This window comes from Faecalimonas sp., assembly GCA_029264305.1.
GTDB lineage: Bacteria > Bacillota > Clostridia > Lachnospirales > Lachnospiraceae > Faecalimonas.
In genome coordinates, this window is the sequence record JARICA010000013.1 from 91,094 (window position 1) to 105,549 (window position 14,456).

The window sequence follows — 14,456 nt, forward strand, 5'->3', positions numbered from 1 at the left end:
AAAGTTATAAATAAATAAAAAACAAAATATATAAAAAAAAGATAAAAATAACTTGAAAAAAATGTTTAAAAAGATAAAATGAAAGTAAAGAATAGGTTGGAATAAATTTACAAAGGAGGTGTTTCCAACGACATATAAGGATTATTGGGTAACTGGATATGGTTATCGAATAAGTGGAGGAACAGTCTATGCTATTGTGAATGATTGATATGGAAGAACAGGGGTTTCTCTTAACTTGACAAATGCTGATTACATAGTGTGGTAGGAGGTGAGTGATATTTTCAAATTTATCAAAAAAGTTTGTACCATAGTTGCAATATTTTCTATTTCTTGTTTAGTATTGGCTTGTAATAATGAAAAAAAGAATGAATATTTTGATGGCGAAGTGATAAAGAAAGAAGATACTTATATTATAGTTGAACCATTTGATAGTAAGGTGCGCGATGATTATGATGATAAAATTTATGTGCCTATTGATGATTTAACTTCTCCGCCAAGTGTCGAGACATTGGCAGAAGGACAGGAAGTAAGGGTTTTATATAGTAAAATATCAAAGAAAGATAAGAAATTTAAGGTTGAAAATACATTTTCAGTTTTAAATCTTTCGGATGTAAAAGAATGACAGGGGAACTTAGGGGACAAACCTTAAAGTTCCCCTTTTTCCTTAATTGAAATAACCTTAAAATTGTGATAAAATTGAGAAGATTTAATAGGTATCTTCGGATAAAAGAAAATAAAAAGAAAATAATGATATACAAATGGAGGTTTAAAAAGAAATGGAACAATACAAGAAAGAATTTATTGATTTTATGGTAGAAAGTAAAGTACTTAAATTTGGAGAATTCACATTAAAAAGTGGTAGAAAATCTCCATTTTTTATGAATGCTGGAGGATATGTAACAGGTTCACAGTTAAAGAAACTTGGAGAATACTATGCAAAAGCAATTCACGATAAATATGGGGATGATTTTGATGTTTTATTTGGACCAGCCTATAAAGGAATTCCACTTGGAGTTGTAACTGCGATTGCCTATAGTGAATTATATGGAAAAGAAGTACGTTATTGCTCAGATAGAAAAGAAGAAAAAGATCATGGTGCAGACAAAGGAAGTTTCCTTGGAAGCAAATTACAAGATGGTGATCGTGTAATTATGATTGAAGATGTAACAACATCAGGAAAATCAATGGAAGAAACAGTACCAAAAGTAAAAGGCGCTGCAGATGTAGAAATCATTGGACTTATGGTTTCGCTTGATCGTATGGAAGTTGGAAAAGGTGGAGAAAAATGTGCATTAGAAGAAGTAAAAGATCTCTACGGATTTGAAACAAATGCGATTGTTACAATGGCTGAAGTTGTAGAACATTTGTATAATAAAGAATGCAATGGAGAAATTATTATTAATGATACGATAAAAGCAGCAATCGACGCATACTATGAAAAATATGGTGTGAAATAGGCGAAAGGAAGTTAAAAATGGAAAAGTTATATAAAACAACAGGAGCAGTCGGAGCAGGTAACATTGCACTTGGAATTATTATGATTGTGACAGGAGTTGTTGCAGGAATACTTACTATCGTGGGTGGCGGAAGACTTTTAGTAGGAAGAAAGAAAATAATGTTTTAGAGAAGGAATACAGAATTGAAAGCGAATAATAAAAAACGCATCAAAATATTTGGAAAAGTATTCTTTATATTATACATCGTATTTATTTTTTATTTTCTTCTACTTTCGGATTGGTATGGAAGAGGACAAGAAATGAAAGTATACCACTATAATCTCGTGTTGTTTAAAGAAATTAAACGATTTTGGAATTATAGAGAACAACTGGGAATTATGGCGGTGATGGAGAATCTGTTGGGCAATGTAGTTATTTTTGTTCCGTTTGGTTTTATTATGCCAATAGGAAGCAGATTTAGAAGTTTTCTTGTAACTACATTTTATGGATTTGGAATTAGTCTATGCGTAGAACTTTTTCAACTTGTGACAAAAGTAGGATGTTTTGACGTGGATGATTTGTTGTTAAATACAGTCGGAAGTGGTTTGGGTTATATGCTGTTTATACTATGTGATAGGATAAGGAGAAAATTTAGTGCGAAAAAATAAAGAAAAAGACAGAAAAAAGGATAAAGAACGAGATAGAAAAAAAGACAAGAAAAAATGTGGGAATCGAAAATATGGGCAGGCAAAATTAAAGCATTCAAAAAAAGGAATTACTTCTTGTGTGATTGCTGGGGCAGTTGCATTTGTAATTCTTTCATCTATTGTCATTACGTATTTGTATAAAGGGAAGGCAGCAGGATATATCGGAGGACTTGGTGTGAGTGCGCTATTTTTTGCAGGAGCTGGAATTATGCAAGGAATTCGAGGATTTAGGGAACGTGATAAAGATTATCGTACTTGTAAAGTCGGAATTGTGTTAAATATATTCTTTTTGATTAGTTTATTGGTATTCTTTTTAGGAGGTTTTTTATAAGATGGAAAAACAAATTCAAGAACGTTACACACTTTCAATAGAAAGAATTAGAAATATTGAAACAGAAAAAACAGTAGGAGAAAAGTTTCAAAAATTTTTCTCAAAAGTTGCTAGCTTTTTACTTGAAATTGACCGAGTAAATCAAGTGTTAAAAAATGATGAATGGAAAAATTTATCATTTGAAGAAATGCAAAAAGAAAATCAAAAGTTGTATGAAGATATTTTGCCAGAAAATTATGAAAGAAGTTATGCAAACCCCAATTATGCAGTAGAAATGCTTGGAGAAGAATATGGAAAAATTCTTGCATTTTTATATACAGAAATGCGTGGAGAAATCGCTTACGTATTTGAAAGAAAAGAACTGTATCTCACAATTTGTAATGAATTATTTATTGAAATATACAACTGTTTTGAAGGGGAAGAACCTTCTTACGATTCATTAAAAGAAATTGTTTATTGGTATGCGAGCGATTATGCAGATGTATTTATGGCAGATAGAATCGTTGATCAGATTGATTGGAAACAGGATTTTGCAACAAGAATTATTATGGAAAGTGATTTGAAAGATTTGCGTTATCTGTATTCTTATGGAGAATATGTTTCTGAGAATGAAAGAAGAACAGCAGAACATATGAATGAACTTTCAGAGGAAACGATTTGTAAGATGGCAGACACATATACAGAAGGATATCGTATGTGTTTTGTGAATGGTAGAAAAGATTTATCTAAAAAAGGATCAGTAAATGTACGCTATACATTAGGATTTGAAAGAGTTGTTAAAAAGGCTATTGAAAACTTTGAAAAAATGGGATTGAAACCAGTTATTTTTCGTGCAGGTGTAAGTGTTTTGACAAAGCGTAAACATTTTAAGACAGGGTACTATGGAGCAATCGCTAATAAACAATACGAGTATGATCATGGAGCAGATGCAGGATTGTTTTTAGACAAGAAATTTGTAGAACGAAAATTGGAAGTGTTAAAAAACACCTATGAAAAACATAAAGAATTAGCAGGACAAATGGCTGGACCAGCAGTTATGGAAGTGTTCGGAGAAGCGCCATTTGCACCACAAAGCAAAAAAAATGCTGTTCATTTAACAGAGAAACAGGAACAGTTGGAACTTTTGTATGATAGCAAGTCAGGTCAGATTACAAATGAATATATTAAAGGTGAAGAAAGAGGATTTACAATTATTGCATATCCTGTTCCAGAAATTGCAGATAATTACGAAGAAATTTTTGATGAAGTTATTCGTATTAATACATTAGATGCAAGCTTATATGAGAGAGTACAACAGACTATTATTGATGCACTTGACCAAGGGGAATATGTTCATATTCTTGGAAAAGGAGAAAATAAAACAGATTTAAAAGTGCAATTGTATAAATTGGAAAATCCTGAAAAAGAAACAATTTTTGAAAATTGTGTAGCAGATGCCAATATTCCTGTAGGAGAAGTGTTTACCTCTCCAGTACTTGAAGGAACAGAAGGTACTTTATATGTGAGTAAAGTTTACTTAAATGAACTTCAATATAGAGATTTAGAAATTACATTTAAAGATGGAAAAATCCAAGAGTATACTTGTAGTAATTTTGAAGAAGAAGAGGAAAACAAAAAATATATTCATACGAATATTTTATATAATCATGAAACATTGCCGCTTGGTGAATTTGCTATTGGTACAAACACAACAGCATATGTTGTGGCAAAAAGATATGGAATTGAAGATAAAATGCCAATTTTGATTGCAGAGAAAATGGGACCACATTTTGCAGTGGGAGATACGTGCTATAGCTGGAGTGAAGAAAATAGAATTTACAATCCGAATGGCAAGGAGATTGTGGCAAAAGATAATTCTGTCTCTATTTTACGAAAAGAAGATGTAAGTAAAGCGTATTTGCAATGCCATACAGATATTACGATTCCATATGAAGAATTGGAAGAAATTTCTGTTGTAAAACCAAATGGTGAGAAAATCATTATTTTGAAAGATACAAAATTTGTGTTAGAAGGAACAGAAATGTTAAATGAACCTTTAGCTGAATTGAATTAATTGTTATAAGTATTTATAATCAGTAATTCAACGTTCATGTGTTGACATCTTATAAGCGGATAAGTAAAATAACTTATAAATAGAAAAGATTTATTTATGAAACTTATAAATAATATATTGCACAGAAGGGAAGAAAACTATGGCAAAAGTAGGAATTGTAATGGGTAGCGACTCAGATATGAAAGTGATGAGTAAAGCGGCCGATATGTTAGAAAAACTTGGTGTAGATTATGAAATGACCATTATTTCAGCACATCGTGAACCAGATGTATTTTATGACTATGCGAAATCAGCGGAAGAAAAAGGTTTTAAAGTAATTATCGCGGGAGCAGGAATGGCTGCACATTTACCAGGAATGTGTGCTGCAATTTTTCCAATGCCTGTTATTGGGATTCCAATGTCAAGCAAAAATTTAGAAGGTGTAGATGCACTGTATTCTATTGTACAGATGCCACCAGGAATTCCAGTTGCTACAGTAGCAATCGATGGTGGGGCTAATGCTGCTATTTTAGCAGCGAAAATTCTTTCTACATCAGATAAAGAATTATTAGAACGATTGAAAGCTTATACACAGGAAATGAAAGAAACAGTACAGGCAAAGGCAGAAAAACTTGAAAAATTAGGACATAAAGAATATTTAAAACAAATGTAAAGCATAGTTACGAATGAGATGAAATAAGTGGAGGTATATCATGGATTACAAGAATGCAGGCGTTGATATTGAAGCTGGTTATAAATCAGTAGAATTGATGAAGGAACATGTAAAGAAGACAATGCGTCCAGAAGTACTTGGAGGACTTGGTGGATTTTCAGGAGCGTTTTCTTTAGAAAAAATCAAACAGATGGAAGAGCCGGTATTGCTATCTGGTACAGATGGATGTGGAACAAAAGTAAAACTTGCAATGATTTTAGATAAACACGATACAATCGGAATTGATGCAGTAGCAATGTGTGTAAATGATATTGCTTGTGCAGGTGGAGAACCATTATTCTTTCTTGACTACATTGCCTGCGGGAAAAATGAACCAGAAAAAATTGCTACAATCGTAAGTGGTGTAGCAGAAGGATGCCTTCAATCAGGGGCAGCTTTAATCGGTGGGGAAACAGCGGAACATCCAGGACTTATGCCTGAAGAAGATTATGATCTTGCAGGATTTGCAGTAGGTGTATGTGATAAAAAAGAGATGATCACAGGAGAGGATTTAAAAGCTGGAGATGTTCTTATCGGTATGGCATCATCAGGAGTTCATAGCAATGGATTTTCATTAGTTCGTAAAGTGTTTGAAATGAGTGAAACATCATTAAATACATATCATGATAGATTGGGATGTACACTTGGAGAAGCTTTGTTAGCACCAACTAAAATTTATGTGAAAGCACTTAAATCTATTAAAGATGAAGGAATTCGTGTGAAAGCATGTAGCCATATTACAGGTGGTGGTTTCTATGAAAATATCCCTCGTATGTTAAAAGAAGGAACACATGCTGTAGTGAAAAAAGATAGTTATCCTATGTTGCCAATCTTCCCAATGTTAGCAGAACATGGGGATGTTGCGGAAGAAATGATGTATAATACATTTAATATGGGACTTGGTATGATTGTAGCAGTAGATGAAAAGGATGTAGAAGGTACATTGAAAGCAATTCAGGCAGCAGGAGAAGAGGGATATGTAGTCGGACATATCGAGTCAGGAGATAAAGGAGTAACTTTATGCTAAAAGTAGTTGTATTGGTTTCGGGTGGCGGAACAAATCTGCAAGCGATTATAGATGCAGTCGAAGCGAAAACAATTACAAATACGGAAATTATAGGGGTAATCAGTAATAATAAAAATGCATATGCGCTCGAAAGAGCAAAACAGCATGGGATTTTTGGAAAATGTATTTCCCCAAAAGAGTATGATACAAGGGAAGCGTTTAATGATGCTTTCCTTGAAGAAGTTAATGGGTTAAATCCGGATTTGATTGTTCTTGCAGGTTTTCTTGTTGTTATACCGGAACAAATGATAAAACAGTATGAAAATAAAATTATTAATATTCATCCATCCTTAATTCCAGCTTTTTGTGGAAAAGGATATTATGGTTTGAAAGTACATGAAAAAGCATTGGAACGTGGTGTGAAAGTTGTAGGAGCAACAGTGCATTTTGTAGATGAAGGAACAGACACAGGACCAATTATTTTACAGAAAGCGGTATCTGTTCAGCAAGGTGATACACCAGAAATTCTTCAACGCAGGGTAATGGAAGAAGCGGAATGGAAAATTTTACCAGAGGCAATACATTTAATTGCAAATGGAAAAGTAAAAGTAGAAAACAGACAGGTTCAAATTGAAGGATAAGGAGGATATGATGAAAGTATTAATCGTTGGTAGTGGCGGAAGAGAACATGCAATTGCATGGAGTGTGGCAAAAAGCGATAAAGTAGATAAAATTTATTGTGCACCAGGAAATGCAGGTATTGCGGAATATGCTGAATGCGTAAATATCGGAGCAATGGAATTTGATAAATTAGTGCAATTTGCAAAAGAAAAAGAAATCGATTTGACGGTAATTGGTATGGATGATCCTTTGGTAGCAGGAATTGTAGATGCGTTTGAAAAAGAAGGACTTCGTGTATTCGGACCAAATAAGGCGGCTGCAATATTGGAAGGATCAAAAGCATTTTCAAAAGACTTAATGAAAAAATACAATATTCCAACAGCAGGATATGAAAATTTCGATTCTGCAGAAGATGCACTTGCATATTTAGAAACAGCTAAATTCCCAATTGTATTAAAAGCAGATGGACTTGCACTTGGAAAAGGTGTTCTAATTTGTAATACACTAGAAGAAGCAAAAGATGGTGTAAAATCTATTATGTTAGATAAAAAATTTGGAACCGCTGGAAATACAATGGTTATCGAAGAATTTATGACAGGACGTGAAGTGTCTGTACTTTCTTTTGTAGATGGAAAAACAATTAAAACAATGACCTCTGCTCAAGACCACAAACGAGCAAAAGATGGAGATGAAGGGCTTAACACAGGAGGAATGGGCACATTTTCACCAAGTCCTTTCTATACAAAAGAAGTAGAAGAATTTTGTGAAAAATACGTATATCAGGCAACTGTAGATGCAATGAAAGAAGAGGGAAGAGAATTTAAAGGGATTATTTTCTTTGGCCTTATGCTTACAGAGGACGGACCAAAAGTCTTAGAATACAATGCACGATTCGGTGATCCTGAAACACAAGTTGTATTGCCAAGAATGAAAACAGATATTATTGATGTATTTGAAGCTTGTATTGATGGTACATTAGATAAAATTGAATTGGAGTTTGAAGATAATGCTGCGGTTTGTGTTGTTTTAGCATCAGATGGATATCCATTGAGTTATGAAAAAGGATTTGAAATTACAGGATTAGAAGAATTTAAAAACCATGATGGTTACTATTGTTTTCATGCTGGAACAAAGTGGGAAGATGGAAAAATAGTAACAAATGGAGGACGTGTACTTGGTGTAACTGCGAAAGGTACAAATTTAAAAGAAGCAAGAGCTAATGCTTATAAGGCAACTGAGTGGATACAGTTTGCAAATAAATATAAGAGAAATGATATCGGAAAAGCAATTGATGAAGCATAAATTATATTTGAGGACGTAGTAATTTTACTACGTCCTCAATTTTTAGTTATTATTCTGCCCATCGTTTTTGCGAACTTATCTTTTGGATATACTTGTTTTGCAATATGGTAAGAATGAGCCATAGCACTACTAAAACTACACAAAAGAATATATTAGGAATATGCAATGTAACAAAAGATATACTTTCTTTCATGTTATATGCGATTAGTATAGAAATACCGATAAATATAAAGTAAATAGAGAAGGTTCTTAAAAGTTTTTGATTTAATTTTGGTGTAAAAAATCTGTTTCGATATTTATCGCTAGTAATACATTTTAAGTAAATAAACCATATTCCGAAGAAAATAGTTATTCCTAAGAAATTTGCAAGTGTAATTTCTTTCCAAAGTGTTCCACAAATAAGATACATAATAGTTAGAGAAATAGAAAAGCAACCGATTATATTTCTGAAATCAAATAACAGATAATCTTTCACAGATTTTTTTGGACAACTCTGTAAAATATCTTCTGTAACAGCCTGCATATTTTCGCCAAAAAATTCTTCTAAATTACTTCCTTCTAAGTCTTTTTGCAAAGCAATTCCTATTAGCTCTTTACAACATAATTGAAAATCATAAGGATTTACATCTGAGAATTTTGCATATGAAATCCATTTTTGTAAAGCGTTCAAACTTTTGGTGGATAAGCATGACGATCTGAGTATATTTTCTTTTTTTAATAATTTTAATTGGTTTTGCATCCCTATTCCTCCTTCTCATTGGAAAAAACAAAATTGACTAATTGTGTAACTTCTTTCCAGGCTAAGACAAATTCTGCAAGATAGGATTCTCCTAAGCTTGTAATTTGATAATATTTTCTTGAAGGCCCTTTCTCAGAAACACGGAAACAGGAAGAGATATATCCATTTTTTTCTAAGCGAAGAAGCAAAGGATATATAGTGCCTTCTTTTATAGAGTCGAATCCTTTTTTTTGTAGGGTGGTAACTATTTCATAGCCATAAGTTTCTTTTGTATGAATGATTTGCAATACGCACCCTTCTTGTAATCCTTTTAATAATTGTGCTTTATCGTACATTTTATCACCTACTTTACATAACATAATACCTTGCATAACATAGTAGTTAAATAGATTAAAGCATATAAGAGTTAAAAAGTCAATAGAGAGAAAACGTTGACAAGAGAGAACCTGTGTTATAATATGAATATAACAAAAATACAGCAGAGAAAGGGTGAGTATATGCTGATTGAGATTGATTTTAATAGTGATGAGGCAATTTATATGCAGTTGAGAAATCGAATTATTATAGGAATTGCAACAGCAGAGATTCAGGAAGGTGATAGCCTTCCATCTGTCAGACAACTTGCCGAAAATATTGGGATAAATATGCATACAGTGAATAAGGCATACTCTGTTTTGAAACAGGAAGGGTTTATTCAGTTAGACAGAAGAAAAGGCGCTGTTATTTCATTAGATGTGAATAAAATGCAGGCGTTAGAGGATATGAAAAATCAACTTCGCATTATTTTAGCAAAGGGACGGTGCAAAAATATTACAAAAGATGAAGTACATGAGCTTGTGGAGGAGATTTTTAAAGAATATTGCTAATTATTATAGAAAGAATAGGAGAATGCAATGCAAGATTATTATACAAAACAGGCAGAAGAAGTATTAAAAGCTGCTAGAGCACTGGCAAAGAAAATGGGAAACAGATATGTAGGAACAGAACATTTGCTTGTGGCATTGAGAAAAGTATATCATGGAGTTGCTGGGCAAGTTTTAGCACAGAACGGAGTGGAGGAAAAAGATTTACTTAAAGTTGTCAATGAACTTGTTTCTCCAGTTGGAGAAAAACAAGAAACAATGAAATTGGAGGAAAGTCCACGATTAAGTTATATTTTAGATAATAGTAAAGCACAGGCGATTAGATTACATGCAAAAAAAATCGGGACAGAGCATATGCTTTTGGCGATTTTAGAAGATGCAGAATGTGTCGGTGCGAGAATTTTAGCAACACTAAATATACAATCACAAAAGATTATACAAGATATTTTACAGGCGATTGGAGCAGAACCTGAAGAATATAAACAATTTCAAAATGGAGAAAAAACGCAGTCAAGCGTTTTAGAACAGTATAGTACAGATTTAACACAACAGGCTTTAGAAGGGAAATTGGATACAGTTATTGGGCGTGAAGAAGAAATTGCCCGAATTATGCAGATTTTAAGTAGACGTACAAAGAATAATCCATGCCTCATTGGGGAGCCGGGAGTTGGTAAGACAGCTGTGGTAGAGGGACTTGCTTTTCGTATTGCCAATGGACTTGTTCCAGAAGTGATGAAAAATAAGAAACTTTTAACTCTTGATTTGGCAGGAATGGTTGCTGGATCAAAATACAGAGGTGAATTTGAAGATAGAATGAAAAAACTGATTCAGGAAGTGAAAGCAGTTGGTAATGTTATTCTATTTTTAGACGAAGTACACACAATTATTGGAGCAGGTGGTGCAGAAGGGGCGATTGATGCATCTAATATGTTAAAACCGTCATTGGCGAGAGGAGAAATTCAGCTAATTGGTGCGACAACGATTACAGAATATCGTAAGCATATTGAAAAAGATGCTGCGTTAGAAAGACGTTTTCAACCAATCGATGTAGAAGAACCTACAAAAGAACAGTGCATGGAAATTTTGGAAGGAATTAAATCGAAATACGAAGCACACTATGGAATTGTCATTGAACAAAAGGCATTAGAAGTCATTGTAGAATTATCTCAACGATACATAACAGATCGAAATCTTCCAGATAAAGCGATTGATATTTTAGATGAAGCGTGTTCAAAAGTCAGTTTAGCTGGATTTAAAGTACCAGAACGCATTCACGAATTAGAAAAGACATTAGAAAATCTAGCGAAAGAAAAAGAAGATGCCGTTAGGAACGGACAGATGCAAGAAGCTTCTCTTTTAAATCAAGAGCAAGGGGAAGTGAAAATAAAATTAGAAAATGCAAGAAAACATTTACAACGTACAAATAAAAAGAAGAAGATTTGTGTTACTGAAGAGGCAGTAGCAGATGTGGTTTCTGCATGGACGAAAATTCCAGTTCAAAAATTAACGGAAAGCGAAACTTCTCGTTTACAAAAATTAGATAAAATACTTCACAAAAGAGTTGTTGGACAAGAAGAGGCTGTTACAGCAGTGACAAAAGCAGTGAAACGTGGAAGAGTAGGCTTGAAAGACCCAAATCGGCCAATCGGTTCATTTCTCTTTTTAGGTCCGACAGGAGTAGGAAAAACAGAATTATCTAAAGCACTGGCAGAAGCATTATTTGGAAATGAGGAAGCGCTTATCCGCGTAGATATGTCTGAATATATGGAAAAGCATAGTGTTTCTAAAATGATTGGATCACCACCTGGGTATGTGGGACATGAGGACGGAGGACAATTGAGCGAAAAAGTTCGTCGAAATCCATATTCGGTTATTTTGTTTGATGAAATCGAAAAAGCGCATCCAGATGTATTTAATATTTTACTGCAGGTACTTGATGATGGACATATTACAGATTCCCAGGGAAGAAAAGTGGATTTCAAGAATACGGTTATAATTATGACATCCAATGTAGGAGCAAAAGCGATTATAGAACCGAAAAAACTTGGATTTATTACTACCGAAGATGCAGAAGGTGATTACAAAAAAATGAAATCAAATGTAATGGATGAAGTAAAACAACTATTTAAGCCAGAATTTTTAAATAGAATAGATGAAATTATTGTATTCCATGCATTGAATAAAGAAGAAATGAAAAAAATTGTTACACTTATGTGTAAAGAATTTATAGAGAGAGTACAAAAACAGTTGAATATCAAATTAGTAATTCGAGATTCGGTGAAAAAGGAAATCGTTGAAAAGGGAACAGATTTAAAATATGGTGCTAGACCATTAAGAAGGGCAATGCAAAATATTTTAGAAGATAAAATGGCAGATGCAATTTTGAATGGAGAAATTGGATCAGGTAAGCAAGTAGAAGCGGGGATGTCAAAAAAAGAAATAAAATTTATTGTGAAACCAGATAAAGAACTAGAAAAACAATAAAAGTTATTATATAATGAAGAAACAACAAAAGAATACCATAGGAGGATTTACAAATGGCTGCGGTGAAAGAATTATTGCGTGTAGAAGAAGATGGAACTCTTAGTTTTGGAGATTACACATTAGATAAGAAGACAAAGCTAGAAGGGTTTGAATTTCAAGGAGATTTATATAAGGTGAAAACATTTGCAGAAATCACAAAGTTAGAGAGAAATGGAATGTTTTTATATGAATCTGTGCCGGGAACAGCTGTAGAACATTTAAAAGTAACTGAAGACACAGTGTCTTTTGAGGTTTCAGGGAAACAAGACGTTCAGTTTACTTTAGAATTAGAAGCGGATACAGAATATACGGTGTATATGAATGATACAAATGTTGGAAGGATGACAACAAATTTAAGTGGGAAATTAAGCATTAGTACAGAACTCACTGAAAATGCACCAGTAGAAATTAAAGTAGTAAGAGTATAGTAAGAGTGTATAAGGAAGAGCTGCAAGACGGTTTGTAGCTCTTCTTTCTTATAATGAAAGGAATAAATATGGCCAAAGGAAAGAAAAGTGTATTCTTCTGTCAAAATTGTGGGCATGAAGAAAAAAAATGGCTTGGACAATGCCCAATGTGTAAGGAATGGAATACATTTGTAGAAGAAACTGTTTCAGAAGGAGTACGTTTTTCTAAAGCAGTTAGTCATGCGGAAGTAGTTACATTATCTAGCGTGAAAACAGATTCTGAAGAGCGTACGAAAACAGGAATAGAAGAATTAGATAGAGTGCTTGGTGGAGGAATCGTACAAGGATCACTCATTTTGGTTGGAGGGGATCCTGGAATTGGAAAATCGACACTTCTCTTACAAGTCTGCCAAAAACTTTCACAAAAAAGGCATCAAGTTCTTTATATTTCTGGAGAAGAGTCACTTAAGCAGATTAAATTGCGAGCAATGCGAATGGGAGAATTTACAGATGAATTAACTCTTTTTTGTGAGACAAATTTAAATACAATACGCGGAGTGATCGAAAAACGAAAACCAGAGATGGTTATTATTGATTCTATACAGACAATGTATAATGAAGATGTTACATCAGCGCCGGGGAGTGTTTCTCAGGTGAGAGAATCTACAAATGTGTTAATGCAATTAGCGAAAGGGTTAAATATTTCTATTTTTATTGTAGGGCATGTAACGAAAGAAGGAACAGTGGCTGGTCCACGAGTGTTAGAACATATGGTAGATACAGTTTTGTATTTTGAAGGGGATCGACATGCATCATATCGCATTTTGCGTGGAGTGAAAAATCGTTTTGGCTCTACAAATGAAATTGGTGTTTTTGAAATGAGGCAGACGGGGTTAGAAGAAGTAAAAAATCCATCTGAATTTATGCTAAATGGAAAACCGGAAGGAGCATCTGGTTCGGTCGTTGCTTGTTCTATGGAAGGAACAAGACCTATTCTTTTGGAAATTCAAGCACTTGTTTGTCAAAGTGGATTTGGAATGCCAAGAAGAACAGCAGCAGGAACAGATTACAATCGAGTGAATTTATTAATGGCAGTTCTAGAGAAGAGAATGGGGCTACCACTATTTAATTATGATGCGTATGTAAATATAGCTGGTGGAATAAAAATGAATGAGCCAGCGATTGATTTGGGCATTATATTAGCAATTGTTTCAAGTTATAAAAACAAACCGATTGGTGATCAGGTAATCGCTTTTGGAGAAGTTGGATTAAGTGGGGAGGTTCGTGCAGTTAGTATGCCAGAACAACGAGTATCAGAAGCAAAAAAACTTGGATTCCAGACGTGTATTTTGCCAGCAGTATCTGTAGAAGCAGTAAAAAATATAAAAGGGATAGAAATTGTAGGTGTCAAAAGTATAAACGAGGCAGTACAATTCATTTAGTAAAGCAAATAAAAATTATGATAAGGTAAGAGAGCATCCATAGCCCGTTTCATTAGGGAAATAGATGCTTTTTTGCTCTATATTATAGAAGAAAAGAAAAAAAGTAAAAAAAATGAAAAAAGATGTTGACATATGTAGAATAGAATGATATTATAGACAAGCACTCGAGAGATGAGCCAACAAGTCAAAAACAAATTTCAAAAAAATGAAAAAAGTTGTTGACAAAGAGAAAAAGATATGATATTATAATATGGCTGTCGCAAGAGAGCGAACAAGAAACAGAACATTGATAATTAAACAATAGACAACAAACCTGAAAATTTCTAAGAGAAATA

At 33.6% G+C, this 14,456-nt stretch carries 16 protein-coding genes; 14 read left to right on the plus strand and 2 right to left on the minus strand.

Translation table 11 applies throughout. The features are described 5' to 3' along the window. Nucleotides 1-268: 268 nt before the first annotated feature. From ACY2U7_RS03910 to purD, 10 genes are all read left to right on the plus strand, one after another. Nucleotides 269-622, plus strand: a complete 354-nt coding sequence (locus ACY2U7_RS03910; RefSeq protein WP_461813142.1) for a hypothetical protein — start codon at nt 269-271, stop codon at nt 620-622. 154 nt (nt 623-776) lie between these two features. Further along, the gene (pyrE, locus tag ACY2U7_RS03915; RefSeq protein WP_461815929.1) at nt 777-1,457 is read left to right on the plus strand and encodes an orotate phosphoribosyltransferase; all 681 of its coding nucleotides are present in this window, start codon (nt 777-779) and stop codon (nt 1,455-1,457) included. 17 nt (nt 1,458-1,474) lie between these two features. After that, nucleotides 1,475-1,624, plus strand: a complete 150-nt coding sequence (locus ACY2U7_RS03920; protein ID WP_461815930.1) for a hypothetical protein — start codon at nt 1,475-1,477, stop codon at nt 1,622-1,624. 15 nt (nt 1,625-1,639) lie between these two features. Beyond that, complete coding sequence (locus tag ACY2U7_RS03925) at nt 1,640-2,104, plus strand: VanZ family protein (RefSeq protein ID WP_461813145.1); 465 nt, start codon at nt 1,640-1,642, stop codon at nt 2,102-2,104. Further along, nucleotides 2,091-2,474, plus strand: coding sequence for a DUF6142 family protein (locus ACY2U7_RS03930; protein WP_461813146.1), 384 nt, complete (start codon nt 2,091-2,093; stop codon nt 2,472-2,474). The genes ACY2U7_RS03925 and ACY2U7_RS03930 overlap by 14 nt, the downstream gene beginning before the upstream one ends. Before the next feature lies 1 nt (nt 2,475). Then, nucleotides 2,476-4,527, plus strand: coding sequence for an aminopeptidase (locus ACY2U7_RS03935; RefSeq protein ID WP_461813147.1), 2,052 nt, complete (start codon nt 2,476-2,478; stop codon nt 4,525-4,527). Between the two features lie 139 nt (nt 4,528-4,666). Continuing rightward, nucleotides 4,667-5,179 (plus strand): 5-(carboxyamino)imidazole ribonucleotide mutase, encoded by a 513-nt coding sequence (gene purE / locus ACY2U7_RS03940; RefSeq protein ID WP_461813148.1) that lies wholly within the window; start codon nt 4,667-4,669, stop codon nt 5,177-5,179. Between the two features lie 40 nt (nt 5,180-5,219). Then, nucleotides 5,220-6,245, plus strand: coding sequence for a phosphoribosylformylglycinamidine cyclo-ligase (gene purM, locus ACY2U7_RS03945; RefSeq protein WP_461815931.1), 1,026 nt, complete (start codon nt 5,220-5,222; stop codon nt 6,243-6,245). Beyond that, complete coding sequence (purN, locus tag ACY2U7_RS03950) at nt 6,239-6,865, plus strand: phosphoribosylglycinamide formyltransferase (protein WP_461813150.1); 627 nt, start codon at nt 6,239-6,241, stop codon at nt 6,863-6,865. The genes purM and purN overlap by 7 nt, the downstream gene beginning before the upstream one ends. Before the next feature lie 10 nt (nt 6,866-6,875). Next, complete coding sequence (gene purD, locus ACY2U7_RS03955) at nt 6,876-8,147, plus strand: phosphoribosylamine--glycine ligase (RefSeq protein ID WP_461815932.1); 1,272 nt, start codon at nt 6,876-6,878, stop codon at nt 8,145-8,147. Nucleotides 8,148-8,196: 49 nt separating this feature from the next. Here purD and ACY2U7_RS03960 read toward each other — a convergent pair whose 3' ends face one another. Next, complete coding sequence (locus ACY2U7_RS03960) at nt 8,197-8,886, minus strand: hypothetical protein (RefSeq protein WP_461815933.1); 690 nt, start codon at nt 8,884-8,886, stop codon at nt 8,197-8,199. Nucleotides 8,887-8,888: 2 nt separating this feature from the next. Continuing rightward, nucleotides 8,889-9,221 (minus strand): PadR family transcriptional regulator, encoded by a 333-nt coding sequence (locus ACY2U7_RS03965; RefSeq protein WP_461813153.1) that lies wholly within the window; start codon nt 9,219-9,221, stop codon nt 8,889-8,891. A gap of 162 nt (nt 9,222-9,383) precedes the next feature. On the opposite strand from ACY2U7_RS03965, the gene ACY2U7_RS03970 reads away from it, so the two are divergent. The 4 genes from ACY2U7_RS03970 (at nt 9,384) to radA (ending at nt 14,121) form a co-directional block, all read left to right on the plus strand. Continuing rightward, nucleotides 9,384-9,752: a GntR family transcriptional regulator gene (locus ACY2U7_RS03970; protein ID WP_461811054.1), complete on the plus strand. Its 369-nt coding sequence runs from the start codon at nt 9,384-9,386 to the stop codon at nt 9,750-9,752. 27 nt (nt 9,753-9,779) lie between these two features. Further along, nucleotides 9,780-12,233 (plus strand): ATP-dependent Clp protease ATP-binding subunit, encoded by a 2,454-nt coding sequence (locus ACY2U7_RS03975; RefSeq protein WP_461813155.1) that lies wholly within the window; start codon nt 9,780-9,782, stop codon nt 12,231-12,233. Between the two features lie 53 nt (nt 12,234-12,286). Then, nucleotides 12,287-12,700 carry an endosialidase gene (locus tag ACY2U7_RS03980; protein ID WP_461813156.1) on the plus strand — a complete coding sequence of 138 codons (414 nt, stop codon included), beginning with the start codon at nt 12,287-12,289 and terminating at the stop codon, nt 12,698-12,700. Between the two features lie 68 nt (nt 12,701-12,768). Next, nucleotides 12,769-14,121: a DNA repair protein RadA gene (gene radA, locus ACY2U7_RS03985; RefSeq protein WP_461815934.1), complete on the plus strand. Its 1,353-nt coding sequence runs from the start codon at nt 12,769-12,771 to the stop codon at nt 14,119-14,121. The last annotated feature ends 335 nt before the right edge of the window (nt 14,122-14,456 follow it).

Excerpts from the sequence above, each read along its gene's own strand:
- radA (WP_461815934.1), top strand. The coding sequence starts at position 12,769 with ATGGCCAAAGGAAAGAAAAGTGTATTCTTCTGTCAAAATTGTGGGCAT.
- ACY2U7_RS03920 (WP_461815930.1), top strand. The coding sequence starts at position 1,475 with ATGGAAAAGTTATATAAAACAACAGGAGCAGTCGGAGCAGGTAACATT.
- ACY2U7_RS03965 (WP_461813153.1), bottom strand. The coding sequence starts at position 9,221 with ATGTACGATAAAGCACAATTATTAAAAGGATTACAAGAAGGGTGCGTA.
- purM (WP_461815931.1), top strand. The coding sequence starts at position 5,220 with ATGGATTACAAGAATGCAGGCGTTGATATTGAAGCTGGTTATAAATCA.
- ACY2U7_RS03970 (WP_461811054.1), top strand. The coding sequence starts at position 9,384 with ATGCTGATTGAGATTGATTTTAATAGTGATGAGGCAATTTATATGCAG.
- ACY2U7_RS03935 (WP_461813147.1), top strand. The coding sequence starts at position 2,476 with ATGGAAAAACAAATTCAAGAACGTTACACACTTTCAATAGAAAGAATT.
- ACY2U7_RS03980 (WP_461813156.1), top strand. The coding sequence starts at position 12,287 with ATGGCTGCGGTGAAAGAATTATTGCGTGTAGAAGAAGATGGAACTCTT.
- pyrE (WP_461815929.1), top strand. The coding sequence starts at position 777 with ATGGAACAATACAAGAAAGAATTTATTGATTTTATGGTAGAAAGTAAA.
- ACY2U7_RS03975 (WP_461813155.1), top strand. The coding sequence starts at position 9,780 with ATGCAAGATTATTATACAAAACAGGCAGAAGAAGTATTAAAAGCTGCT.
- purE (WP_461813148.1), top strand. The coding sequence starts at position 4,667 with ATGGCAAAAGTAGGAATTGTAATGGGTAGCGACTCAGATATGAAAGTG.
- purD (WP_461815932.1), top strand. The coding sequence starts at position 6,876 with ATGAAAGTATTAATCGTTGGTAGTGGCGGAAGAGAACATGCAATTGCA.
- ACY2U7_RS03960 (WP_461815933.1), bottom strand. The coding sequence starts at position 8,886 with ATGCAAAACCAATTAAAATTATTAAAAAAAGAAAATATACTCAGATCG.
- purN (WP_461813150.1), top strand. The coding sequence starts at position 6,239 with ATGCTAAAAGTAGTTGTATTGGTTTCGGGTGGCGGAACAAATCTGCAA.